Here is a 24599-nt window from a genome sequence, read left to right as displayed (position 1 = left end):
GCCGGTAGGGACGACGGCCGACGCGGCCGCGCCGTCCGACCCGGGCGGCCCTCGCACCACTCGTCCGGTTCCGCCCGGAACCGGAGCCGGACGAGTGCCCGGAAGGGCGGCCGGAGCACTCGCCTCCGGCCGCCCTCCGACCTTCGCGCCGGTGGGGTCAGTCGGGGCCGGTGGCGAGGAGGAGGTCACTGACCCGTTCGGGGCCGGAGGTGACGGTCACCCGGTAGAGGCCCGGGCGGGGGAGGGTGACGGCGGCGACCAGGGTCGCGTCGCTGAGCAGCAGCGGGGGCGTGGCGACGGCTGATCCGGTGGCCTCGTCGGTGATCCGGCAGGTGGCGCTGTCCGGCGTCGCGCCGTGCACCATCAGGGCCCAGGGCTGCCCCGCGACGGCCGTGTCGGGGAGGGAGAGGCCGAGCCCCGGGCGCTGGAGGGCGTCCGTCACCGGGCGGGGCCGGTGGGCGGCCGGCCTCCGGTCGGTGAGGACGGCCCGGACCAGCTCCAGGACCTGCGGGTCCGAGCAGAGAGTGCCGTGCCGGCCGGACACGAACAGCACGGCGTTCGAGGCGGAGGGCGCGGCGGCGTCGCGGGGGACGAGGCCGTCCCCGCCGCGGTCCCAGCGGACGACCTCGCCGGACCCGCTCCGGTACGGACGGCCGTTGTCGTGGGTGCGCGGTGCCGTCAGCTCCGCCGCGATGCCGTCCTCGGTGACTCGTAGGCTCTGCACGGTCGGCTGGCCGATGCCGACCACGGCGCGGGTGCGGGGGAGGAACGGCGCGCGGGCCTCCGTCCGCCGTGCTGCCAGGGCGATGGTGGCGAGCTCCGGATCGCCGCCGGCGCGGCCGACGTCGTCGAGGCGCAGCCGGCGCAGTCCGCCGTCCGTCTCGACGCAGGGGTAGTCGGGCAGCAGGTCGTACACGCCCGGCAGGGTGGCGGCCAGTCCGGCCGGCGAGAGCGGCAGGATGCGGCGGCGGCCGCTGAGCAGTTCGGCGACGGCGGGGGTGCCGTGGAAGGGCGTGCCGATGGTGACCAGGTCGCGGGTGAGCGCGGCCAGCCGGGAGTCCGCCGCCAGCGCCGCCCGGGCGACGAGGCCGCCGGTGGAGTGGGCGACGAAGATCAGCCGGGGTGGCTCGTCGGGAGCTCCTGATTGGCGGCGGCGCGGGTTCGCGTGCCAGTCCTCCAGGTGGCGGTGGGCGGCCCCGGCCAGCAGGCGCGCGTTCACCTCGGCGGAGAGCCGCCAGTCGTAGGGGAACGGCAGCACGGCGTCCTGGTGGGGGACGGTGCCGCGCAGGGCGTCGAGCAGGGGCTGGTAGGTCTCCAGACCGCCGAGCGCCGCCAGCCACGCCGGGGCGCTCAGCAGGCCGTCGGGGCGCAGCCGGTCGGTCCGGCCCGCCCGTTCGGCGGGGGTGATGCGGAGCGCGGGGAGCCTGCGGAGGCCGGCGCCCCTGAGACTGCCCCAGACGTGCCGGCCGGTCTCGGTGTCCAGGAGCGAACTGCCCATGAAGCCGGGGAGGAAGACGATGGCGTCGTGGGTGGTGTCCCGGGGGGCGGGGGCGGGTGTGGCGAGGTCCACCTCGTGCCGGAGGTTCTGCACCACTGCTCGGCTCCAGGCCGCGGGGTGCTCGCCCTCCTGGCCGAGGTAGGTGTTGACGGCGTCGCCGAAGTCGACGCTGGTGAGTGCGGGGCCGGTGCCCGGTGTGGGAGGTGGCACGCTGACGCCGGTGGCCCGGGTGAAGTCCCGCAACTCCTCCGAGGTGAGGGCGTCGCGGAGGGCGGAACCACCTCCGCCGGACAGGTCGACGCCGGACTGCCGGGCGGTGAGTGCCACGAACTCGGGGGCCTCCTCGCCGAGTTCGGCGGCGATGAGCCGGATGAGCTCGGGGTTCCTGGCGATGTCCTGGGGGTCCAGGCTGCTCATGATGGCGAGCGTGCGGGAGCGAAGCCGGCGGGCGTCGAGTGAGTCGAAGGAGCCGCCGGTCCGGTGCAGGCGCAGGATGTTCACATTGATACTGAGAGTGAGCACCGTGTCCTGAAGGGCCTCTGTCGCGACCCGCGCCTGGTAGAGCAGATCGTGGGCACGGCCGAAGTCGCCCTGGATCAGGGCGCTTTGGGCCCGCAGGACAAGCATGCTCGCGGCGGAGGCCGGATCGGGCTCGCCGGCCAGGACGTCGTCGGCCAAGGCGTCCACTTCATCCCAGCGGCGCAGAGCAGCCAGTGAGTTGATCAGGACGACGGTGAGGGGGATGTCCCCGCCCACCCGCCGAGGACGCTCCTGGAAGAGTGTCAGCACCTCGTCCGGCTGGTTGTCGACCAGGAACTGATGGGCGGCACGCAGCGCCTGCCGGGCCCAGGTCTCGTCGTCGGCCTGCGCCCGGAGCTCCGTGGGGGCGATGTTTCCCAACTGCTCGGCGAGGTACACCTGCGAGCAGGGCGGCAGCTCGTCGTGGGCCGGCTCCAGCAACCGGCCCGCCTCCTTGTCCCAGCGGTGGTCGAGGGTCTCGGTCGGCTGGCCCAGTGCCAGCCGGTGGTAGAGCTCCTCGACCCGGTCGCCGTCGCTCTCGTAGTGGGCGACCGCCCGGCGGTGGATCAGCTCCACGACCTCGGGGCGGTCCCGCCGGAGCAGCGGCAGCATGACGGCGCGGACGTCCGCCCGGTGGACCACCGCGAGCCGCCCCGGCACCTCGTCGACGAGGGAGGCCTCGCGCCGGAAGTCCTGGAAGAGGTGCAGCGCGCGGTCCTCGTCCACCGCGCCGAGGCCGCACGGCTCGGCCAGGACCGTGCGGATGACGTCCGGGGTGACCTTCCGGACGATCAGGCCGGGACTGGCGATGCGGCGCAGGTCCGGGTCGTCCAGGTGGTCGAGGATGCGCCGGTACAGCACGCCCTGGACGGTCTCGGCCTCCAGCTTGTCCCGGAGCCGCTCGTGCAGGGCCGGGTCCCGCAGGGCGTCGGCCTCGTGGCGGAGCAGGGCGGCGGCCAGTTTGAGGTTGAGCGGGCTCCGGCCGACGGTGTCGGTGACCAGGTCCAGTTCCTCGTCGGTGGCCCGTGCGAGGGTGGTGACCTGCCGGCGCAGGAAGTGGCGGGCCGTCGGCGGGTCGAACCCGTCGAGGGGGACGGAGCGGAAGCGGGGGTCGTCGGCCGGCGCGCGGCCTGCGGCGATGACGCGCAGGTTCGGGCAGGTCCACCGCAGGCTGTCCAGGGTGTGCAGCAGGCGGTCCTGGGCGAAGCGGCCGCGCCGTTGGACCCGTTCGAAGGTGTCCAGGACGAGCAGCGGCATCCGGCCGTCGTGGTCGGCCCCGACGGCGGCCAGGAAGGAGCCGAACCTGTGGAGCAGCAGGTCGGTGTCGTGGTTCCGCGAGCTTCGGTGCCCGGACGAGGAACTGCGGTCCCGCTCCGCTCTGAGGTCGGCGGCGACGGCGCGGCGCAGGGAGTGCCCCAGGGCGTCCGCCCGGTCGCGCATCCGCGGTGCCAGCAGGGCGACTTGGCGGACGGCCTCGACGAGGACGGTCAGCGGGCGTTCCGGTGCCAGCTCCGGGCGCTCGAAGGTCAGGTAGAGGTGGGCGGCGGGGGCGGGTCCGGCACGCTCCAGGAGGAAGCGCGACAGCAGCGTGGACTTGCCGACCCCGCCCGGTCCGTGCACGAGGAGCCAGGGGGAGTAGCCGTCCCTGCCGTCCACGTAGCCGGCCAGCGCCCCGAGTTCGTCCTCCCGCCCGGTGAACGTCTCGTCGGCGAGGGCCTGGAGCGGTTGCAGCAGCCGGGCCCGCTTGAGGTGCTGCTGCACCTCGTCGGAGGACGGGAGCGTCAGCCCGTGGCCGTCGAGCGCGGCCCGTGCCCGGGGGGCGTCGCGGAACCAGCCGACCACGGTGAGGGCGGCGAACAGCTCGTCGAAGCCCTGCCGGTCCAGCGGAGGGTTCGCCGAGCCGAGGAACCGCTCGGCCCAGTCGCGCGCCGGGTCGGGGCCCGTGCGGGGTGCGGTGGTGAGGGCGGCCCGCAGGCGTTCCGGACAGCCCAGGGTCTCGATGGTGGCGGTGCGGACCTCGGGGGTGAGCCGCCAGCGGCGTCCCTCCCGAGTGGTGACCCGTTCGCAGTCGTGGATGAGGAAGTGCCGCAGGGACGCGTCGGTGCCGGCGCCGTCCGTGTCCGGGGCAGCCGCAGCCAGGCCCTCGGCGGTGAACGCGCCCAGCAGGACGGTCCGTTCGCGGTAGTCGGCGTGGGGCGGCAGCGTGCCGGTCTCGGTCACCGTCGTCAACATCCCTGGTAGAGGTTTCGGCCGAGGCCGACAGCCGTGCGCTGGATCTCGTCGGTCAGGGGGAGCGGGCCGTCGGGGAGGCAGGTGTCGTGGCCGGTCTCGCTCAGCACCTTGACGGCGAGACCGTCGGCGGTCACGGCGTCGATCGGGTGGCCGGCTTCCGCGGCGACGGTGTGGAAGAAGTCGCGGAGGTCCTGGACCCCGATCGGACCCAGCCGTTCCCGGGCGGCATGCCACTCGATGTCCGGCGGCAGCCAGCCGTCGTAGGCGAGCAGTACGATCCGCATCCGGTCCGCCATCTCCCCCTCGACCACGGCCCTGATCAGCCGGACGACCGCGCGCAGGGCGGGTTCGGTGAAGCGGAGGGCCTCCGAGTCGTCGAAGACGAGCCAGTGCCGCGGCTGTGCCGGGACGCACCCCCGCTCCTCGCGCATCCGTCCCCTGAGCTGTCTGACCAGCCGGTCGGCCTGCTGGTCCTCGGAGGAGTGGTGGTCGATCTCCACGCTCCACCCCCGGAACTCGTAGTTGAGGAACTCGGCGAGGTCGGAGACCCGGACCGGCTCGGTGTACTCGTTGATGTTGATCCGGCAGGGGTTGATGCCCCGGCTCGTCAGCACGTGGTGGATGAGGAACCAGGTGAAGGTCCGTCCGCTCCGCGGACCGCCTTCGACGGTGAGCACCCGGTGGCCCCGGTCGAGCACCATGTCCCGCAGCCGGGAACGGAGGGGCTTGCGGTCGAAGAAGGCGCACCACCCGTCATTGATCAGTCCGTGGTCGAACGGGTCGACGGATCGTGCGACCTCCTGTTCGTCCAGCAAGTCGGCGAACACCCCTGCGGCGGCCCGGGAGTCGGAGTCCTCGGCGACGACCTCGACGAGCCTGCGCAGGAGTCCGGTCGTCGCGGCCTTGTCGACGATGTCCGGCCAGACGTCGTACATCGACCTCTGCCAGTCGATCTCCGCCGCTCTGACGCCCGCGCGGGCGGCGATCTGCCGGGCCGGCGGCTGAAGGGAGTAGACCTCCATGAGGGCGTCGAGCAGGGCCTTGCCCCTGGGGTCGTCGTGGGGGAACGCGCGCAGGTCCAGCAGTGCCACCGGCTCACCCCACCCCGGCGGCGGCCAGGGCCTCGGCCACCCGCTCGACCCGCAGGCCCTCGTTGCGGAACTCCGAGGCGGTGAGCCGCCCGCCGACGCGGTCGTAGCCGCGGTGCAGGGCGACCAGCCGCCAGCGCTCGTCGAAGACGGGGGCGCCGGAGGAGCCGTGATCGGTGTCCGTCCAGTACTGCACCACCTGCTCGTCCACGTGCCGGACGACGTTGTGGCGGACGGCGAGCTTCTTCACCAGACCGTGCGGGTGCTGGATGATGCAGACCCGGTCGCCCTCGGCGACGGTGACCCGCTCGGGCAGCGGGACCACCAGGGCGTCCTCGGGCAGCGGTCCGGCGGCGCGGATCACGGCCCAGTCGCCCTCGGGCCGGCCGACGGCCGTGGCGGTGTCGCACCGGACGGTGCGGTAGGTGAGCGCCCGTCCGTCGAGGTCCTGCTCGTAGCCGAACCAGGCCTCGACCGCCACGGCGGCACGGCCGTCGGCGTACAGGACGTGGTGGTTGGTCAGCAGGAGGTCGGGGCCGATCCGGAAGGCGGTGCCGTAGCAGGTCGTGCCGTCGGCGTGGGTGACCAGCAGGCGGCAGACGGCGGTGGCGAGTTCGGCGCCGCGGCGCAGGAAGGCGACGTCCAGGTACTCGGCGGCGCCGAAGATCTGCCGTTCCTGTTCGTCCGGATCCCGGAAGGCGGCCCAGGTGCCTGCCGGGAGCTCCGTCGCGGGGGCGGGGAGCACGGGGTGGGCTGCGAGCAGTTCGCGCAGGCGGGCGGCGAGGGCCCGGTCGGGGCCGTCGGCGATCCGGTCGAGCAGGGGTCGGAGCTTCTCCTGCTTCCGGGCGACGCTGATGAGGTCGAACCAGACCTGGGTCATCGGCTGGTCCCAGTTGACGTCGGCCGGGCGGATGCCGGTCTGCTGGGCCAGCTCCAGCACCGGGTTGACCCGGAAGTGGACGGAGGCGAGCAGGTCGCGGAGCTCGCCGGCACCGGGGTGGTCCCACCGGAAGGGGAAGCTGTCCAGGAAGTGGGTCGTTCGCTGGGAGGGGGTCGTCGTCGCCATGCCCTGTGTGTTCGCTCGTCGGAGAGGGTGGGGAGTTACGGCTGGAAGGCCCAGTACGCGCCGTCCTGGTGCGGGATCCGGACCAGCCCGTAGCGCTCGGACGGGCGGTGGCCGTGGCGCAGCAGCCCGTACAGGTCGGAGAGCACGGAGCGGTGGTCGTTCACGTAGGAGTGGCCCATCAGACCGGTGTCGAGCTCGGAGACGTCGACGGTGTCCAGGCCGGGCGCGACCACCACGCCCGGCCCGGCCTGGCCCGCCCGGGGGTACTCGGCCAGGTGGCTGGAGACGGCGAGCGCGCGGTCGTTGGCGGAGGCGTAGAGGGTGCAGCCGCGCGCCTGGCGGACGATCCTCGGCAGGAGCTGGCGGAACACCTCGGCGTCGACGTCGGGCGCGGTGAAGACGACCTGCCCGAGCCGGCCGGCACCCTCGGGGAGGGCGGTGGTGTCCAGGTCGGCCAGGGCGTCGGTGACCAGCCGGTTGCCCATGCTGTGGGCGACGAGGTGCACCTCGTCGACACCGGTGTCCGTCAGCACGTGCCGCAGGAACTCCTGGAAGTGCGGGACGGCCCGGCGGGCGGCGTTGCCGTCGGCCGGGTAGTCGGTGACGGCGGCCTTGGACGGCCAGCTGTACAGCATGGGCAGGCCGGTGAAGTTCAGGTCGTAGGCGATCTGGGCGGCTCGGACGGCGGCGTCGGCGAAGGAGACGTTGTAGCCGTGGACGAACACCAGTGCCGATCGGGGGGTTTCGCCGTTGCCGGGGAGGTGGCGGCCGCGGGCCCGCTCGGCGAACCCGGCGGCGGTGAGCGGGGTGACTTCGCCGAGGTGGGTGTCCCGGTCCGGGCTGGTACGGAACCGCAGCCGCCACCAGCGCGGCTTCTCGACGGCGCCGACGCGGTGGTCGTCGGGGACGTTCACCAGGGCCTCTCCGTAGGAGAGCGGGCCGCGCTCGCCGCCGTACGCCGTCCCGGCCCCGGTGGCCGGCGCGCGGTCGGTGGCGTAGAGGACGGGGACGAGCAGGGAGCGCGTCGTGGTGCCCCAGGAGGGCGGGGGAGCGTCCGGACCGAAGCGCTCCCGGCCGTCGGTGAGCGCGTCGAACTCGGCGGCGAGGAGGTCGTCCAGCGGCGGGTACGCCTCGAAGGCGGCGGCCACCGCGTGGGCGGCCTCCTCGACGGCGTCGGGCGCGTCCTGGCCCGGCGACGGCGCACGGCCGCGCGCGGTCTCCAGGGCGCGCAGCGCCACGAGGACCTCGGCCTCCAGCCGCTCGAACTCGGCTTCCGACAGGCTGTCGGGCGCCTTCGGCCAGACCCGCGCGACAGCCGGCTCCAGCACATCCCACGTGTCCAACATCGGCCCCCAGCCGCCTTGTTCGGGACGAACCCGACCCGGCGCGACAACGAGTGCCGAACCGGATCGGTCGCATCATAGGCCTTGGGGCGGGCACGGTTGGGCGGTTCCCGCAGGTCCGGTGCCGAATCGGGGCACGGCGGGGGCGGGTCTCAAACGGGCTGGCGGGTGCGGGCGGCCCTGGTGACTTCGTCGTACCAGTTCACGAGGGCGGGCGCGTCCTCGCGCGCCAGACCGGCGTGCACGGAACGGCACAGGGACCGGAAGGGTGACGGGTCCCAGTGGCGGGCCAGCTCGGACAGCGAGGCTTCGTCGAGGTTGCCCAGGGCGAAGCGGCGGTCGAATCCGTAGGTGAGGGGCACGACCGTGCCGTCCGTCTCGATGACCAGTGGGGAGAGCCAGGAGGCGAGCCTCCGGGGCGGCTCGCCGTCGGCGAGGAACCGGTCGGCCTGGGCGACGATGCTGTGGCGGTCCACGAGGTCGAGCTGGACGGTCAGGTCCGTGGACGTCCGCAGCCGTGCGGCCTCCAGGACCGAGAAGAGCATCTCGGTCACGTCGGGCACCGCTCCGGGGAGGCGGCCGGCGGCGTTGCCCTCCGGTTCGAGCGGGTGGATCTGCAGCAGGCTCGCCCCCGCGGCGACGGCGAAGTCGGCCACCCAGGCGAGCTCGTGCACGTTGAACTGGGTCAGGGTGAAGATGAAGCCGAAGGGGATGCCGGAGGCGCGGACCAGGGGGAGGCGGCGCTCCATGGCCGAGAAGCTGCGGGCGTCCTGCCGCATCCGTACGTGGCTGTCCGGGGTGCCGTCCAGTGAGATGGCCAACACGTCGACCAGGTCCGTCAGTTCGCCCAGCCGACGTTCGGTGAGCAGCATGCCGTTGGTGGTGACGGTCGTCCGCATGCCGTGGGTACGGGCGGTGCGCAGCAGGTCCGTGAGTGGCCGGTAGAGCAACGGCTCGCCGCCCGACACGCCGAGGACGTCGTAGCCGAGGGCGGCGGCGTCGGTGACGGCCCTGCCCAGGACGGGCAGGGCCGTGGTCTCGTCGACGTCCGGCCCCGAGGACGAGTAGCAGTGGAGGCAGCGCAGGTTGCACCGCCGGGTCGGGTGGACCTGGAGGACGGCTCGCCGGCCGGTGAGGGTCATGGGGTGGGGGCTCGTCCGTGGTCTCAGCGGGCGGAGTTCGCGACCCCGACGGAGACCTCGATGACCTGGTGGTCGTACACCGGCGGAATGCCGCGCGGGAAGACGGTGACGGACGGTCCGCCGATGGTGTGGCTGCTGCGGATCAGCTCCACCACCTGGTCGACGACCGCCCCGGCCTGCGGGCCCGTGCCCTCGGCGCGGTGTGCGTGGCCTCCCGGCGGGGGAGGGGCCGTCGAAATTGGTCCAGACCTAATTGGTCCAGACCTATTGACGCCGCTTGTCATCCTTCCTACGATCCGGTCCGGCACAGCCCCCACATGTTCCACCTCACCCAGAGCCGGGCGTCACGCCCCCACGCGTCGGTCATGCCCATGACGCTCGGCGGGAAGGAAGCACAGCATGTTCCGTCGGAGGTCGCGTACCCCACGTCAGTCGGGCGGGTTCCGCCCTTGTCCGGAACCCGGTCGCCTCGAAGGCGGCCAGGCCGGCAGCGAGCCGCTCCGGGCGTCCGGTCTGCAACGGGCCTCGCGGGTGAGCCGGGCCGGCAGCGCCGGCAACGGGCGGACCCTCCTGAGGAGTTCCCTCGCCGCGGCGAGCGCCATCGCCGTCATCGGTGCCGGGCTCGCCGTGTCCGGCGCCGCCACGGCGGGTGCCGCCACCCCGAACCTGGTGGCCAACCCCGGATTCGAGAGCGGACTCTCCGACTGGAGCTGCTCCGGCGGTTCCGGTGCGGCCGTCACCAGCCCGGTCCACTCCGGTGCCTCCGCGCTCCAGGCCACGCCGACCGGCCAGGACACCGCCCAGTGCAGCCAGACCATCAGCGTGCAGCCCAACTCCCAGTACACGCTGAGCGCCTACGTCCAGGGCAGCTACATCTACCTGGGCGCCACCGGCACCGGCGTCAACGCCTCCACCTGGACGGCGAGCAGCCCGTCGTACGGCCAGCTCAGCGTCGGCTTCACCACCGGGGCGACCACCACCTCGGTGACCGTCTTCCTGCACGGCTGGTACGGGCAGCCCGCGTTCTACGCGGACGACGTGTCGCTCGCCGGCCCGGGCGGCACCACCACGCCGCCCACCACCCCGCCGACCACGCCCCCGACCACCCCGCCCACGCCGCCCACCACGCCTCCGACGACTCCGCCCACGACTCCGCCGACCACCCCGCCGGGTGACACCTGCCCCACCAAGCCCAAGCCCTCGGGCAAGGTCCTCCAGGGGTACTGGGAGAACTGGGACGGCGCCCTGAACGGGGTCCACCCGGGCATGGGCTGGACGCCGATCACGGACAGCCGGATGGCCGCGCACGGCTACAACGTGATCAACGCCGCCTTCCCGGTGATCCTCTCGGACGGCACCGTCCTGTGGCAGGACGGCATGGACAGCAACGTCAAGGTCTCGACCCCCGCCGAGATGTGCCAGGCCAAGGCGGCCGGGGCGACGATCCTGATGTCGATCGGCGGTGCCGCCGCCGGCATCGACCTGAGCTCCAGCACCGTCGCCGACCGCTTCGTGGCGACCGTCGTCCCGATCCTCAAGAAGTACAACTTCGACGGGATCGACATCGACATCGAGACTGGCCTGTCCGGCAGCGGCAACATCAACACGCTGTCCGCCTCCCAGTCCAACCTCATCCGCATCATCGACGGCGTGCTCGCCCAGATGCCCGCGGGCTTCGGCCTGACGATGGCCCCCGAGACCGCGTACGTCACCGGCGGTAGCGTCAACTACGGGTCGATCTGGGGTTCCTACCTGCCGATCATCAAGAAGTACGCGGACAACGGCCGGCTGTGGTGGCTGAACATGCAGTACTACAACGGGAGCATGTACGGCTGCTCCGGTGACTCGTACCAGGCCGGCACCGTCCAGGGCTTCACCAAGCAGACCGAGTGCCTGAACAACGGCCTGACCATCCAGGGCACCACCATCAAGGTGCCCTACGACAAGCAGGTGCCCGGCCTGCCGGCCCAGCCCGGCGCGGGTGGCGGCTACATGGACCCGGGCCTGGTGAGCCAGTCGTGGAACGCCTTCAACGGCCAGCTGAAGGGTCTCATGACCTGGTCGATCAACTGGGACGGCTCGAAGGGCTGGAGCTTCGGCGACAACGTCAAGCGCCTCCAGGGCCGTTGACATCCGGTAGGCCTCACAGCTGATCTTCCGTTGATCTCCCGCTGAGCCCTCCTTCCGAGTCCTCCCCATCGGGTTCCCGCGCCCCGGTGCACCACGGTGCACCGGGGCGCAGCCGTGTCCGGGGCGCGGGTGGCGGCCCGAGGAACAACCGGAGGGGCGCGGCGGTTGTTCGGCGTTTTGTTCAATGACCGAGGGCCGAGCCGGAACAACCCCGGTGCGCTACACCTGTAGCGCACGCCACACCCGTGTCGTGCGTCGGGGCCAGGGCCGTGACAGCGCCGGACGCCGGGAGGGCTCACCAGATGACGACGCTCTGCATCGCGAACAACCGCACCGAGGAGATGGTCGGGGACCTCACCGGGATGACGCCGCCGGAGCAGCTGGCCGCCGGGTGCGGGGCACAGCGGATGCTCTGGTGGGCCGAGGACGGTGACGTCCTGGTGCTGCCCTGGCGCCCCGATCCGGCGTACCTGGCGTACGTCACCGGGCTGACCGGGGTGCGGGCCGACAGCCTGGCGTTCGTGGTGCCGCCGCCGGGCGCGCAGGGCGACCAGGTGCTCACCACCGACCGCCTGGCCGACCCGGGCTTCCTGGCCGAGCTGCGCCGGGTGCTGGACGGGCGGACCGTCGACGAGGTGCTGGCCATCTCGCCGAACGGCGCGGTGGCCGAGCTGGCGGCGGCCCTCGGCGTGGCGCACGCCATGCCGGGTCGGCCCTTCGCCGCGCAGGGCGGCAACGCCCTGGTGAACAGCAAGGCGGGGTTCCGGGCGCTGGCCGCGGGCGCCGGGGTGCCGATCCCGCCCGGCAGGGTGGCCGGCTCGCCCCCGGAGGTCGAGGCGGCGATCGAGCACCTGCTGGCGCAGGGGCACAGCGTGATGGTGAAGGTCGAGTACCAGGCCGGCGGCCTCGGCAACGAGATCCTCGCCAGGGACGAGCGGGTGGAGGCGGTCGGCGCCGAGCGGGTGGTGCCGCTGGCGGACCGGGCGGCGGTGGCCGCGTACGTGGCCGGACGGTGGACCTGGCTGACCGGCGGGCGCTGCCAGCGGGTGGTGGTGGAGCGGTACTTCGGCGACTCCGTGCCGCTGTACGCCCAGTTCGCCGTCGACGACACGGCCGTGGTGCTCTCCGGCTGCGGTGAGATGGTCATGCGGCCGGTGGTGGTCGGGGAGATCACCCCGCCGGTCACCCCGGACGCCGGCGCGCTGGCCGAACTCGTCGACCAGGGCGCCCGGTTGTGCGAGGTACTGCGGGTGATCGGCTACCGGGGCACGGTCAGCGCGGACGCCGTGCTGACGCCCAAGGGCGAGATCTACTTCCACGAGACCAACGGCCGGCTCACCGGCTCCAGCCACCTGCTCGACGTCTACCTCGGCCGCCTGCTGCGCGAGGAGCACCGCGGCTCCCGCTACCTCCTGGAGCTGGAGGGCCTCAGGGTGCCCTCCTTCGCGCAGGGCGTGGCGGCGATCGGCGAGGCCGGGCTGGCCTTCGACCCGGCGACCGGTACCGGCGTGCTGTTCAGCAGCGACTACGGGCCCGTCGACGGCTCGGTGATGTACTGCGTGGTCGCCGGGAGCCCGGAGGCCGTCCGCGCCCTGGAGAGCGCGCTGCTCGCGCTGTTCGCCGGATGAGGCCGGAGGAGACCGTGGAGGCGGACCAGGGCGTGGATGCGGACATGGATGCGGACGTGGACGCGGACGTGACGGGGGACGGGGCCGGGATGCGCGCGGTGGTGATCGACCGATACGGCGGGCCGGAGGAGCTCCGCCTCGCGACGGTGCCGGAACCGGCGGCGGGCCCGGGCCGGGTGCTGGTCGACGTCACCCTCGCCGGGCTCAACTACGCCGACCTGGAGTGCCGCACCGGCGAGTACCTCCGCTTCCCGCTGCCGGCGGTGCTCGGCGTCGACGTGGTCGGGCGGCGCCGCGGGGACGGCCGGAGGGTCGTCGCGCTGCTGCGCACCGGTGGCGGGTACGCCGAGGTGGCCGCGCCCGAGGCGGCGCACACGGTGGAGGTTCCGGACGGCGTCGGCGACGAGCAGGCGCTCGCGCTGCTGGAGCAGGGGGCCACGGCCTACGGCGCGCTGACCCTGACCGGGCGGCTGCGGCCGGGCGAGGCCGTCGGGGTGACCGCGGCCGCGGGCGGCGTCGGGCACCTGGCGGTGCAGCTGGCCAGGGAGCTGGGGGCGGGGCGGATCGTCGCCCTGGCCTCCACCCCGGAGAAGCGGGAGTTCGCGCGCTCGCTGGGCGCCGACACCGTGTTCGACCCCGAGGACCCGGACCTGGCCGGGCGGCTCGCGGAGTCGGGCGGGCTGGACCTGTTCCTCGACTCGGTCGGCGGGAAGGTGCTGCGCGCCGGGCTGGCCGGGCTGGCACCCTTCGGGCGGCTGGTGTCGGTCGGGGCGCGGGGCGGCGTGGAGGACGGCTTCACGGTGGGCGAGCTGGCGGAGGGTTCGGCGGGGCTGGCGGTCTTCTGGCTGAAGCACGCGCTGGCGGACCGGGCGCTGTTCACGGGCATCGCCGGCCAGCTGTTCCGGCTCGCCGCCGACGGGCGCCTGGTGGCGCGGATCGACCGGACCGTGCCGCTGTCCGGGGTGGCCGCGGCGCACCGGGCGATGGCCGCGCGGGAGACCATGGGCAAGGTGCTGGTGGACGTCCGCCGCGAGGGCTGAGCGGTGTGCGGGGGTCAGTACCCGGCGGCCTCGTCCAGGCCGTGGCCGCGCAGCGGGACGAGGAAGCTGCGGTCGAACACCACCACGACCTCGCCGGTGGACTTCGTCCCGGTGGTGCGGCAGCTCACGATGCCCTGCCCGGGGCGGCTCTCGGACAGCCGGGTGGCGAGGGTCTCGGTCTCCGCGTAGAGGGTGTCGCCGGTGAACACCGGGTGGGTCATCCGGATGTTCTCCCAGCCCAGGTTGGCGATGGTGCGCCCGCTCGTCGAGCGGGCGGTCATCCCGCCGACAATGCTGAGCGTCACCAGGCTGGAGACGATCGGCTTCCCCCAGGGGGTGTGCGCGCTGTAGGCGGCGTCGATGTGCAGCGGGGCGTCGTTCATGCTCAGCATGCTCATCAGCACGTTGTCGAGCTCGGTGACGGTCCGCCCGGGGCGGTGCTCCACCACCTCGCCGACCTCGAACTCCTCGTAGTAGCGCCCGACCACCTCGCGGTAGCGGCGCTCGCCGATCCGCCGGTAGCCGGTGGGCTCGGTCGCGTCCATGGCGGCTTCCCCTCAGGCCTTGGAGTCCGGCAGGTCCCGGAGATCGGCGGTGAGTTCCCCGACGTGGCCGGCGAACTCGCGGATCAGCCGCTCGTCCATGTCGGCGCGCATCATCAGCCGGAGTCCGGCCTCGCCCTTGGGCACGATCGGGAAGAACACCGCCGAGCTGTAGAAGCCGCGCTCGAAGAGCTGGGCGGACAGCTTGACCGCCCGCTCGGCGTCCCCGACGTCGATCCGGCGCACCGGCAGGCCGTTGCCCGCGAAGGTGGTCGGCAGCAGCTCGTCGAAGAGGTCGATGTTGCGCTTCAACCTGGCCTGGAGGTCGGCCAGTTCGGGGGAGCGGTGGATGGCGGCACTGCCCAGCGAGGCGCCGACCAGCGGCAGCGCGATGTTCTGCGACCAGCCGACCGGGCCGGCGTGCCGGTGCAGGAACTCGAACTGCTCGCGGTTGCCGAGCATCGCGACGCCGCCGCCGGTGCCGAAGCCCTTGCCGAGGCTCGTGACGATGACCGTCAGCGGGTTCATCTCCAGCCGGGAGCGGACGAAGCCCTCGCCGCGCTCGCCCATGATGGACAGCGAGTGGGAGTCGTCGATGTAGAGGAACAGCCCGTAGCGGTCCTGGAGTTCGAGCAGGCCGTCGAGGGCCGCGGCGCCGCCCATGGAGTACGCGCCGTCGGCCACGTAGGCGACCCGCGGGTACTTGCGGCAGATGTCCTCCAGGTAGTTCAGGTCGTTGTGCGGACAGGTCAGCACCAGTGACTCGTCCGCGCAGATCGGCTTCACGTACGCCATGCAGAAGTGGCAGAAGCGGTCGAAGACCATCACCCGGGGCCCGCCGCCGCCCTGGCAGACGCCGTCCAGGTGGCCGGAGGCGACCAGTGGCAGGATGCCGGCGGTGAGCGAGGTGCAGGAGGCGCCCGGCAGGATGTGGGCGCCGAACAGCTCGCCCAGTTCCTCCTCCAGGCGCACCAGCAGGTTGTGCCGGATCCGGGTGGTGGAGGTGACCAGCCAGGTGCTGCGGGACTCGGTCAGCGCGTCGACCGTGGCGGCCGCGACCGAGGGGTGGTTGTTCAGGCCCAGGTACGCGCAGGAGACCATGTTGGCGAACTCGTGTCCGGTCTCGCGGACGATCAGCCGGTTGTTGGACTCGGAGTCCACCGTGATGCCGATCAGGCCGTTGGCGGCGGCGGCCTGCCAGACCGGGTCGGCGGCGGCCAGCATGGCCTCGGCGTTGCGGTACCGGCGCGGGCCGAGGATGGATTCTTCGGTCATCGTCACTTCTCCGTCAGGTGGGTCGGGGCGTCGGCGGGCGCGTGGCCCTGCGGGTGGTCCGGTGAGTGGTCCTGCGAGTGGTCAGGTGAGTGGGCGGCACCGTCCGGCCGGGAGGGTTCGTCCGGCCGGGAGGGTTCGTCCGGCCGGGGCGGGTCGAACTGCTCGATCAGGCGCTGCGAGGCCTCGAAGAACGGCATGCCGACCATCACCCCGTCCACCACGGTGACCGAGCGGCCGTTCGCCAGACCCGCCGCGACCACCCGGCGGGCGCGTGCCAGCAGCTCCTCGTCCGGGCTGAACACCTCGTTGATCAGCGCGAGTTGGCGCGGATGGACGGCGATCTTGCCGCTGAACCCGAAGTCCCGGGCGAGCCCGGCCTCGTGGCGCAGCCCGGCGAGGTCGGCGACCTCGAAGAACGGCGCGTCCATCGCCTCCACCCCCGCGGCGCGGGCGCTGTTGACCACCCGGGCGCGGGCGTGGGCCAGGGCCTCCCAGGAGAGCCGGGCGCCGACCGCGAAGGCGTAGTCGGCCGAGCCGAAGACCAGCCCGCGCAGCCGGTGCCCGGCGGCCGCGATGCCGGGCGCGTGCTCGATGCCCAGCGGGGTCTCCACGACGGCCAGGAACTCCGTCTGCGGGCAGTCCGCGGCGAGCGCGCCGGCGGCGATCTCGATGTCCCGGGGCGACTCCGCCATCGGGATCAGCACCAGGTCCGGTTTGACGCGGTACCGGGTGACGGCGATCAGGTCGCGCAGACCGTCCGGACCGGAGAGGGTGTTGATGCGCACCGCGCTGCGCGCGAGCTTGGCGGACGGGAGGGCGAAGAACTCCTCGGCGAGCCGCCGGGCCTCCTCCTTCCGGGCGGGTGGGACCGAATCCTCCAGGTCGACCATGGCGATGTCGGCCCCGGACTGGTGGCTCTTGCCGTACCGTTCCACCGCCATCGCGGGTGTGGACAGGAGGGAACGGCAGTACCGCGTGAACTTCATGGATGTCTCCGAAGTCAGCGAGGGCTGCGGGTCCCGGTTCTATCCCACCGGCTTTGTTCGGCGCCGTGCGGCTGGACATTGAACATCAACTCGGAACAACCGACCCGTCCGTACCAATGTTTGACGCCAACGGTGCTGCGCATGATGAATCACCGGGGGGGATCGGCACGAGGCACGCGCGGGGCGTGTGACGCGTGGGAAACCAGGGATTCCAGGGATTCCAGGACACCGCTTCAATGGAGAAGGGGGCCGTAATGCCGCGTCGGGAAAGCCCGTTGGACCCGGGGGACGGGCCACTGCTGCGCTTCGCGGGCGATCTTCGGGCGCTGCGGGAGCGCGCCGGGCATCCGCCGTACCGCCAACTCGCGGTCAGGGCCCACTGTTCGGCGGCCAGCCTGTCGGTGGCCGCGGGCGGCCGGCGGCTGCCCAGCCTCGCCGTCACCCTCGCCTACGTGCAGGCCTGCGGCGGGGACGTGCGGGAGTGGCGCCACCGCTGGCAGTTGCTCGCCGCCGAACTGGCCGCCGACACCGCCGCCCGGCGGCGCGCCCAGGACGTCGGGCGGGCCCCGTACCCCGGCGCGGCGGCGTTCGAGGCGGCCGACGCCGAGCGGTTCTTCGGCCGTGAGGCGCTGCTGGACCGGCTGATCGCGCTGCTGGCCGAACGTCGGCTGGTGGTGCTCTCCGGGCCGTCCGGGGCGGGCACGTCCTCGTTGGTGAGGGCGGGTCTGCTGGCCCGGCTCGGCGGGGTTCCGGCGGTCGGCGGGGCGGCCGGGAGAATCGGGGCCGGGGGTGGAACGGGGCTGCTCCCGGCCGACGGCGGTGTCCCGGTGGCACTGCTGACCCCCGGTGAACGACCCATGGAGGCGTACGCGCTCGCGCTCGCCCGGCTCGGGCAGCGAGCCGGGGAGACGGTGCCGGCCGGGGGCGTGGTGCCGGCCGGGGAGGCGACGCGCGGCGGGTACGGGCCGACGGCCGGCGACCCGGTGCTGGTGGTGGACCAGGGCGAGCAGCTGCGCACCCGCTGCCGGGACGCCGCCGAGCGGGCGCGCTTTCTGGACGCCCTGGTGGCGACGGCCGCGGGCGGTCCGGCCGAGGCCCTGGCCGGGCTGCCGGTGGCGGCTCCGGACCGGTGCCGGGTGGTGCTGGTGGTCCGCTCGGACCAGTGCGGGCCGCTGTTCGCCGAGCACCCGGGGCTGGCCGGGGCCGGCCGGCACGGGGTGCTGTCGGTGGGGCGTCCGGCGCCGGACGAGCTGCGGCGGGCGATCACCGAGCCGGCGCTGCGGTCGGGATGCACCGTCGAGGGCGCCCTGCTGGCCGTCCTGATCTCGACCGCCGCGCAGCAGCCGGGGGCGTTCTCCCTGGTGTCCGCGGCCCTGCTGGAGACCTGGCGGCGGCGCAGCGGCAACGCGCTCACCCTGGCCGGGTTCCAGGCCACCGGAGGTTTCGAGGGCGCGCTGGCCCGGACGGCGGAGGCGCTGTACAACGGGCTGGAGGCGTCCGACCAGGCGCGGGCCCGGGCGGTGTTCCTGCGGCTCGGCGGGGAGTTGCTCGGAGCCGGCGAGGACGCCGCCGGCGGCCCGATGGCCCTGGGCGACGGGCTGACGCCCGGCGACGGCCTGCTGCCGGGTGGCGGGCTGGTGCCGGGAGGCGACGAGGGCACCCGCAAGCCGGTCCGGCGGGCCGAGTTCGACGACCCCGGCGTCCCCGAGGTGATGGAACGGCTGGTCAGGGCACGGCTGGTGGTGGTGGACCGGGACACCGTCGAGCTGTCCCACCACGCGCTGCCGCTGGCCTGGCCCCGGCTGCGCGGATGGCTGGCGGAGGGCCGTGAGGCGCTGTGGCGGCAGCGCCGGCTCACCGCGGCCGCGCGCGGCTGGGCGGCCACCGACCGGGACCCCGAACTGCTCTACCGGGGCGTCCGGTTGGAGCAGATCATGCGGCGGGTGGCGGCCGGGGAACTGGCCGTGGCCGGGGTCGAGCGGGCCTTCCTGGCGGCCTCGGCCCGGGCGGCCGCCGCCGACCGGCGCCGGGCGCAGCGCCAGAACCTGGCGGTGGCCGGCGTCGCCGCGGCGGGCGGGGCGCTGCTGGCCATGGCGGGCGGGAGCCGGATCCGCCGGGCCTGGCGGTGGTGAGTGCCGGGCGGCGGTGGGCGCCTGACGGTGGCGAGCGCCCGGCGGCGGTGGCGCGGAGCGGTGTGGGCCGCTGCCGCGGCCGCCAGGGTGCGGTCCTTCGCCGGACGGTTCTTCGCCCGGCTATTGATCAGCGTCGGAACAGGGGGGTCGAACAACGGGCGGATCGATCGGCGGTGCGCTGCGGCGGCGTGTTCGGTGCCGATCACGGTCCTTGCGCCGCCGTCGGTCGTCCGGGTAGCTTGACGGTTGATCCCGGCTCCCCGAAAGGCGAATTCGGCTGCCCGGCCGGTGATTTCCCGTACGCCGTGGTCGGCCGGAGCCGGTCCGGCGATTAATCCCTTCCGATTTCCACTGCTGGTTCCGCATGCTCGGGGCCCGGCTCCGCCGACGGCGAGCGGTCGCCCGGTGCCACCGCCCGGCGGTGCGGTGCGGAGCCGTCGCGTTCACCGTCCTCTCCGCTTTTCCCTACACCCGCGTCAAGGGGGAGTCATGTCCGATTCGGCCCGTCCGGTGCACAGCTGGGACGAGTTCACCACACTGCGGGAGGTCGTGGTCGGGACCGCCGTCGGCGCCCGGCTGCCCGAGCAGACCGAGCCGTCCTCCTGGCTGTCCTGCTTCCCGAAGACCGGCGCCGCCGACCTCGCCTCGATCGCGGCCGGACCCTACTCGCGGCAGGTCGTGGAGGAGACCGAGGAGGACCTGGACGCGCTGACGGCCACCCTGCGCGGCCTCGGCGTCACCGTCCACCAGCCCGAAGCGGTCGACCACGCGGCCGAGTTCACCTCCCCGCTGTGGAAGGCGGACGGGGGCTTCCACTCCTACTGCCCGCGGGACCTGACCCTGGTGGTCGGCGAGACCCTGATCGAGGTGGCGAGCCCGATGCGGCAGCGCTACTTCGAGGTCTTCGGGCTGCGTCCGCTCTTCCAGGACTACCTGCGCCGCGGAGCCCGCTGGCTGGCCGCTCCCCGGCCGCAACTGGCCGACGACCTCTTCGAGTTCGACGCGGACGGGCTGCCGCTGCTGGGCGAGGCCGAGCCGGTCTTCGACGCGGCGAACGTGCTGCGGCTCGGCCGGGACGTGTTCTACCAGGTCTCCCGCAGCGGGAACGAACTCGGCCTGCGCTGGCTGGAGTCCACCCTCGGCCTGCTCGGTGACGGCGGACTGCGGCTGCACCCGCTGCGCGACGTCTACGGCTACACCCACATCGACAGCACCATCACGCTGCTGCGGCCGGGGCTGGTGCTGCTCAACCCCGAGCGGATCAGCCCGGAGACCGTCCCCGAGCCGCTGCGGGGCTGGGACGTCCTGTGGTGCCCGCCGGCCGAACCCTCCGCCGACGCGCCGGAGCACGCGCTCAGCGAGAGCTGGATCAGCATGAACCTGCTGATGGTCTCCCCGGACACGGCGATCGTCGAGTCCGGTCAGGAGGGCCTGATCAAGCTGCTGGAGCACGCCGGGATCACCGTCCTGCCGCACCGGCTGCGGCACTCCCGGGTGCTCGGCGGCGGCTTCCACTGCGCCACCCTGGACATCCGGCGTGACGGCGGGCTGGAGGACTACCTGTCCTGACGGCGCGGGGAGGGGCCCGGCCGGCGCCGGGCCGGGGCCGCGCGCACTGGACGCGATGGCGCCGGCTGCGAGGCGGGTGGGCCTCGCGGCCGGCGCGGCGTGGACGTGGTGTCCGTGGGTGCATCTCGTCAGAGCACCGCCAGGGCCACCGGGGCCACGGTCTTGAGGACGTCGAAAGCGGTGTCCCAGAAGCTGTCGGCCTCCACGCCCGGGCCCTGGCCCAGGGCGCCGCCGGTGCGGCCGGTGCGGTCGACCGGCGGGGCGAGCCTCGGGAGCTGCGGGGTGGGGGACCACGCCAGGTGCTCCGTGCGGACGTCTTCCAGGGTCATGGTCGCTCTTCCCTTCGTGTGTGCCGGTCGCGTCGGGCGGACGGCGCGGGGCGGACCTGCCGGGAGGCCCGGGACGCGGCCGCCCGGGGCGGCCGGCAGGGGTCAGTACAGGCCTCCGATGGCGGGGGGTGGTGCCGGCATGCAGCCGGGGGTGGGGGCGCCGCCGCAGGCCCAGGGGGCCGGGTCCGCGAAGCTGGGGCCGTAGAGTCCCCCGGGGCCGTCCATGATCTGGACGGTCGGCGGGGCGGCCGGAGTCGCCGCGTTCGGAACGGCGGCCACGGTGCCGGCCGGCCTTCTCGTCCCGCTGGTGAATCCGGCGATCACGCTCATGGGAGGCATGACCGAGTTCCGGCTCGCGCCGATGTCGACGGTTTCCTTGATCACCTTCAGGTACGGGTCGTAGCCGACCGCGCGGTCGACCGGTGGCACCTGGGGCGGCGGCTGCTCGTACATGGTCCTGCCTCTCCGGTTCGGTGCTCCGGTGGGCGGCCGTACGTGGCGGCGTCACCGGGTGGGGTGGCCGGCGACGGACCGGTCGGGGCCCGTCGCCGGCGCGGGGTGCCTCATCATCAGAAGAAGCTCGGGATCGCGCTCAGGACGCCACTGGCGAGCTTGCCCCAGTCGAAGTCGGCTTCGACGCCGGGGGTCTCGCCCAGGGCGCCGCCGGTGCGGCCGGTGCGGTCGACCGGAGGGGCCAGCTTCGGGAGCTGCGGCGTGGGGGACCACGTCCGGTACTCCTCGCGGAATTCTTCCTTGGTCATTTCTGCTCATCCCTTCTCGTCGTGCTGGTTGTACTCCGTCCTCCGCCGGGCCCGCCGGGGCGGGCTGTCAGAGGGCGGCGCAGCACATGCTCCTGGCCGGGCCGGTGAGACCGGCACAGGCCGAGCGGGCCGGTGCGACACCCGGGCCCGCGGGCAGTCGGCCGGCCTCGTCCCGGCCGTCCCTGCGGACGGGCGCGGCGAGGACCGGCAGCCTGGACGTGGGCCCGGGGAGCGTTGCGGGGGTTTTCATGATCCGCCTCCTCCTGGAGGGTGGCGCCGGGTGGTGCCGTCGGGGTGGGCACCGACGGTGCCCGGTGCTCAGGACTCGAGGAACTGGTGGGCCGGCGCCAGGGTGACGGGGAACTCGTCGCTGACGTCGATCGTGAACAGCATGCTGACCCGCGCGTGCCGGTCGTCCTCGGGGTCGAAGAAGGTCACCTTCACGTCCTGGCAGTCCGATCCCATCCGGCAGTACGGGCTCTTCGCGACGGAGATGGTGTCGATGCAGTAGAGGGACACCGGACTGCCGGCCTGCCGGGCGGCGCTGCTGGGGATGCTCTGGCCCAGCATCATGGCCTTGCTGATCGGGCCGGCGACCGAGAACGCGTTCGTCCCGGCGGAGTTCAGCGCCCGGTCGGCGGAGGTCTGCCCGAGGTTGCGGAACTGGTAGTAGACCTTGTCCAGGAAGGTGTCCATGGTCATGCGGACGTAGTTCTCGTCGATCGTCAGCGAGTCGTGCTGCGCCTGGTTCAGGACGGCCGCCACCACGGCGTCCACCAGTTGCTTCTGGTACCAGATGTAGACGCCGCGGCTCTTCACCTCGACGACGGGCACGATCTGTCCGGAGAACAGCCGGACGGTCCGGTCGGTCAGCCGGCCGGGGATCGAGATCCGCGAGATGTAGCCGTCCTCGTCCTGGGTGTACCGGTGCTGGCCGAGGTAGGCGTCCCGGAACGACCGGTAGATCGTGGACACCGGGGGAGCGGGCGAGGCGAGTGCCAGCAGGGCGTCCGCGAGCTTGGAGCGGTCGTTGACGATCGCCTCCACGTCGTCCTTGGTGGCCCCCAGGTGTACGAGGGGGTTGCTGGTCCAGTCCATGCCCGCCGAGGGTTCGGCCTCCATCGCGTAGATCGGCGTGCTCTCCAGGTTCAGCGTCCAGGTCACCTTGTCGGAGGCCCACGGGTTGACGGTCAGGTACCGGTGCAGCTGTTCGGCGTCGTACGGATTGGCGGGCAGTTCCCTGGTCACGCCGGGCTGCCCTTCGACGTCCCGCTCGACGGGGTCCATCAGCTGGCGGAAGCTGTCCCGGCGGGCCTCGGTCAGGAAGTCCACGCCGACCTGGCCGATCGCGAACACCAGCGGGCGGTTGTTGGTGGAGGCGCAGGAGGGCCGGACGCCGCCGCCCGCCGGTGCGCCGCCGGACGGCCCGGCACCCGAGGGCCCGGCACCCGAGGGCCCGGCACCTGATGGCCCGGCCGCCGAGGGCCCGCCGCCCTGGCACGCGCAGGGGGCCGGCTGGGCCGGGGCGGGCGCGGGCGGCGGGGCGGCGGGGCTCGCGGGCTGCGCGCCCGAGGCGGTGGCGCCCGCGGGGACGGCACCCGCTGGGACGGCGCCCGGCACCCCGCCGGCGGCTGCGGCCGGGGTGACCGATTCGTACGGTGCGGTCTGCGCGGCCGGGACGGCCTGGAAGGCCTGGACGGCCTCCGGGCCCGGAACGGCCTGGACGGCAGGGGCCGCCTGCACGGCCGGTGCGACCTGGGTGGCGTGAACGGCCTCTGCGGTGGCGACGGGAACACTCTGGGTGTCCATGGTGCTGGCTCCCTCGTGCGAGTCGTAAGGGGAGGCCCCGAGCAGTGGGGGTGCGCCGGCCGTGGCGACCCCGGCCTCGGGGGAGGGGGTGGTGCGGCGGGCGCCGTCCGCCGTGGTTCCGGCACTGGCCGGATGGTCCGTCAGGTCTCCTCGGGTGATCAGCTCGTACGCCCGGGCCGCGTCCAGGTGGCCGGCCAGCCGGCGGCGGCACTCCGGCGCGTCGGCGGGTGCGCAGGGTGCGGACCGCGCCCCCCGCAGGAGGGCCTGACCGGCCGCCCGGGGGTCGGGCGGGCGCCCCGCGCGTACCTGGGCGCCGACCAGCAGGGCGGCGACTCCGGACACCAGCGGGGTGGCGAAGCTGCTGCCGGTCAGGGCCGCGCTCCCCCCGCCGGGGGCGGCCCCCTCGACATCGCTCCCGGGGGCGAGAACGCCGTGGGCGGCGTACGCGGAGCCCCAGTTGCTGATGTCCAGAGGTTCGCCGTCGGGGCCGGCCGCGCCGACGGCGAGCACCGTCGGGACGGCGGCCGGCACCTGGGCGCAGTCGCAGCCGTCGTTGCCGACGGCCGCGACCACCAGGACCCCGCTCTTGTCGCACAGCCGCAGCGCCCGCTCCAGCAGGGGGTCCGGCTGGATGTCCCGGCCGAGTTCGCCACCGCTGATGTTGATGATGTGCGCACCCTCCTGCACGGCGCGTTCGACGGCCCGGGCCAGGTCGAGTTGGGGCACCCGTCCCTCGCCCGCGTCCGTGAAGACCGGCAGGATCAGTCCGCGGCAGCGCGGGGCGATCCCGGTCACCGGGCTGCCCGGCCGGCCGAAGAGCAGGCCCGCGACATGGGTGCCGTGCAGCGACATCGGGCCCGTTCCGGCCGGCTCGGCGACGAGGGTGTCCAGCCGGGTGAGGTCCGCGCCGTCGAAGCAGGGGTGCGACAGGTCGACGGGACCGTCCAGGACGGCGATGCACACGGCCGGGTCGCCGAGGAGTTCGCCCTCGGGGGCGCGGACGTCGCGCAGCACCGATCTGGCCTTCATGCGGCCTCACCTTTCCCGGTGTCGGGCGGGGGCACCGGGTGTGCCCCGCCGAGCGGTGTGTGTCGTGCCGCGGCCGGACGGTCGCACCGCGCTGGGCGGTGGGCGCCGGTCGCCCTGTCGCGAAGGCCCCGCGGCAGGTGCTGCCAGTCAACGAGACGGCCGTCGCGCGGGTGTGCCGGGGAGCGTCGCGGCGGGCGGGCGGGTGCCGTCGCGGGGGCGTCGCGTCCTCGTGGCGGAACCGCCGTGGCCGTGTTTCGCGGCCGGGCCCCGCGGATGCACACCCGGTGACCGTCGGCGCGTCCGCGGACCGCCACGGGTGTCCGCGAGGTGCCGAATTCTTCTCCAACACCCGTTCGGCGGCGGGCCATTGGAGTGTCGGGCGGCCGGTGGCGGTGAGCACCGTGACGGTCGGCGACGGCGGCCGTGACGCCCGGGCGGCATCTCCGTGACGCCTCCGTACCATCCGTACGACGCCGGCGCG

The 24599-nt window shown here is 73.8% G+C and carries 19 protein-coding genes and 1 pseudogene; 6 read left to right on the top strand and 14 right to left on the bottom strand.

From position 1 onward, the window contains the following. Positions 1 to 157 precede the first annotated feature (157 nt). The 6 genes from ACIQOW_RS10990 to ACIQOW_RS10965 all read right to left on the bottom strand — a co-directional run bounded on the left by ACIQOW_RS10990 (position 158) and on the right by ACIQOW_RS10965 (position 9043). Positions 158 to 4237: an AAA family ATPase gene (locus ACIQOW_RS10990; RefSeq protein WP_401082583.1), complete on the bottom strand. Its 4080-nt coding sequence runs from the start codon at positions 4235 to 4237 to the stop codon at positions 158 to 160. Between the two features lie 5 nt (positions 4238 to 4242). Beyond that, on the bottom strand, positions 4243 to 5340 hold the full coding sequence (locus tag ACIQOW_RS10985; protein ID WP_401082580.1) for an effector-associated domain EAD1-containing protein: 1098 nt from the start codon (positions 5338 to 5340) through the stop codon (positions 4243 to 4245). Between the two features lie 4 nt (positions 5341 to 5344). Continuing rightward, on the bottom strand, positions 5345 to 6403 hold the full coding sequence (locus tag ACIQOW_RS10980) for a trypsin-like peptidase domain-containing protein (RefSeq protein WP_401082577.1): 1059 nt from the start codon (positions 6401 to 6403) through the stop codon (positions 5345 to 5347). 35 nt (positions 6404 to 6438) lie between these two features. After that, entirely contained in the window at positions 6439 to 7749 is a 1311-nt protein-coding gene (locus ACIQOW_RS10975; RefSeq protein WP_401082574.1) for an alpha/beta hydrolase, read from the bottom strand. Positions 7750 to 7898: 149 nt separating this feature from the next. Further along, positions 7899 to 8888, bottom strand: coding sequence for a radical SAM/SPASM domain-containing protein (locus tag ACIQOW_RS10970; RefSeq protein ID WP_401082571.1), 990 nt, complete (start codon positions 8886 to 8888; stop codon positions 7899 to 7901). Between the two features lie 23 nt (positions 8889 to 8911). After that, the gene (locus ACIQOW_RS10965) at positions 8912 to 9043 is read right to left on the bottom strand and encodes a hypothetical protein (protein ID WP_401082568.1); all 132 of its coding nucleotides are present in this window, start codon (positions 9041 to 9043) and stop codon (positions 8912 to 8914) included. Between the two features lie 244 nt (positions 9044 to 9287). Between ACIQOW_RS10965 and ACIQOW_RS10960 the strand changes: the two are divergent. From ACIQOW_RS10960 to ACIQOW_RS10945, 4 genes and pseudogenes are all read left to right on the top strand, one after another. After that, positions 9288 to 9884, top strand: a pseudogene (locus ACIQOW_RS10960) (carbohydrate binding domain-containing protein); the annotation flags it as partial. Positions 9885 to 9926: 42 nt separating this feature from the next. Continuing rightward, on the top strand, positions 9927 to 11018 hold the full coding sequence (locus ACIQOW_RS10955) for a chitinase (RefSeq protein WP_401082889.1): 1092 nt from the start codon (positions 9927 to 9929) through the stop codon (positions 11016 to 11018). Between the two features lie 302 nt (positions 11019 to 11320). Then, the gene (locus ACIQOW_RS10950; RefSeq protein ID WP_401082565.1) at positions 11321 to 12646 is read left to right on the top strand and encodes a peptide ligase PGM1-related protein; all 1326 of its coding nucleotides are present in this window, start codon (positions 11321 to 11323) and stop codon (positions 12644 to 12646) included. 44 nt (positions 12647 to 12690) lie between these two features. Further along, positions 12691 to 13686, top strand: coding sequence for a zinc-binding alcohol dehydrogenase family protein (locus tag ACIQOW_RS10945; protein WP_401082562.1), 996 nt, complete (start codon positions 12691 to 12693; stop codon positions 13684 to 13686). Positions 13687 to 13700: 14 nt separating this feature from the next. Here the strand turns inward: ACIQOW_RS10945 and ACIQOW_RS10940 are convergent, their stop codons facing one another. Genes ACIQOW_RS10940 through ACIQOW_RS10930 form a run of 3 tightly spaced genes read right to left on the bottom strand, consistent with a single transcriptional unit; the run spans position 13701 to position 16489 of the window. Then, positions 13701 to 14231 (bottom strand): MaoC family dehydratase, encoded by a 531-nt coding sequence (locus ACIQOW_RS10940; RefSeq protein ID WP_401082559.1) that lies wholly within the window; start codon positions 14229 to 14231, stop codon positions 13701 to 13703. A 12-nt stretch (positions 14232 to 14243) separates the two neighbouring features. After that, on the bottom strand, positions 14244 to 15503 hold the full coding sequence (locus ACIQOW_RS10935; protein WP_401082556.1) for an aminotransferase class I/II-fold pyridoxal phosphate-dependent enzyme: 1260 nt from the start codon (positions 15501 to 15503) through the stop codon (positions 14244 to 14246). 2 nt (positions 15504 to 15505) lie between these two features. Beyond that, complete coding sequence (locus ACIQOW_RS10930) at positions 15506 to 16489, bottom strand: HpcH/HpaI aldolase/citrate lyase family protein (protein ID WP_401082554.1); 984 nt, start codon at positions 16487 to 16489, stop codon at positions 15506 to 15508. A gap of 254 nt (positions 16490 to 16743) precedes the next feature. Between ACIQOW_RS10930 and ACIQOW_RS10925 the strand changes: the two genes are divergently transcribed. Next, positions 16744 to 18621: a hypothetical protein gene (locus ACIQOW_RS10925; protein ID WP_401082551.1), complete on the top strand. Its 1878-nt coding sequence runs from the start codon at positions 16744 to 16746 to the stop codon at positions 18619 to 18621. A gap of 489 nt (positions 18622 to 19110) precedes the next feature. Beyond that, entirely contained in the window at positions 19111 to 20190 is a 1080-nt protein-coding gene (locus ACIQOW_RS10920; protein ID WP_401082549.1) for an inosamine-phosphate amidinotransferase 1, read from the top strand. 128 nt (positions 20191 to 20318) lie between these two features. Here ACIQOW_RS10920 and ACIQOW_RS10915 read toward each other — a convergent pair whose 3' ends face one another. The 5 genes from ACIQOW_RS10915 to ACIQOW_RS10895 all read right to left on the bottom strand — a co-directional run bounded on the left by ACIQOW_RS10915 (position 20319) and on the right by ACIQOW_RS10895 (position 24118). Then, positions 20319 to 20519: a hypothetical protein gene (locus ACIQOW_RS10915; RefSeq protein WP_401082546.1), complete on the bottom strand. Its 201-nt coding sequence runs from the start codon at positions 20517 to 20519 to the stop codon at positions 20319 to 20321. A 102-nt stretch (positions 20520 to 20621) separates the two neighbouring features. Then, positions 20622 to 20972, bottom strand: a complete 351-nt coding sequence (locus tag ACIQOW_RS10910; protein ID WP_401082543.1) for a hypothetical protein — start codon at positions 20970 to 20972, stop codon at positions 20622 to 20624. Between the two features lie 116 nt (positions 20973 to 21088). After that, entirely contained in the window at positions 21089 to 21280 is a 192-nt protein-coding gene (locus tag ACIQOW_RS10905) for a hypothetical protein (RefSeq protein ID WP_401082540.1), read from the bottom strand. A gap of 67 nt (positions 21281 to 21347) precedes the next feature. Next, complete coding sequence (locus ACIQOW_RS10900; protein WP_401082537.1) at positions 21348 to 21530, bottom strand: hypothetical protein; 183 nt, start codon at positions 21528 to 21530, stop codon at positions 21348 to 21350. A gap of 68 nt (positions 21531 to 21598) precedes the next feature. Further along, positions 21599 to 24118, bottom strand: a complete 2520-nt coding sequence (locus ACIQOW_RS10895; RefSeq protein WP_401082535.1) for a S8 family serine peptidase — start codon at positions 24116 to 24118, stop codon at positions 21599 to 21601. Between the last annotated feature and the right edge of the window lie 481 nt (positions 24119 to 24599).

It is taken from the genome of Kitasatospora sp. NPDC091335 (genome assembly GCF_044757205.1).
In the GTDB taxonomy this organism is placed as follows: Bacteria; Actinomycetota; Actinomycetes; order Streptomycetales; family Streptomycetaceae; genus Kitasatospora.
Note: the sequence above shows the minus strand (reverse complement) of the source record. Positions and strands in the feature narration are given on the sequence as shown.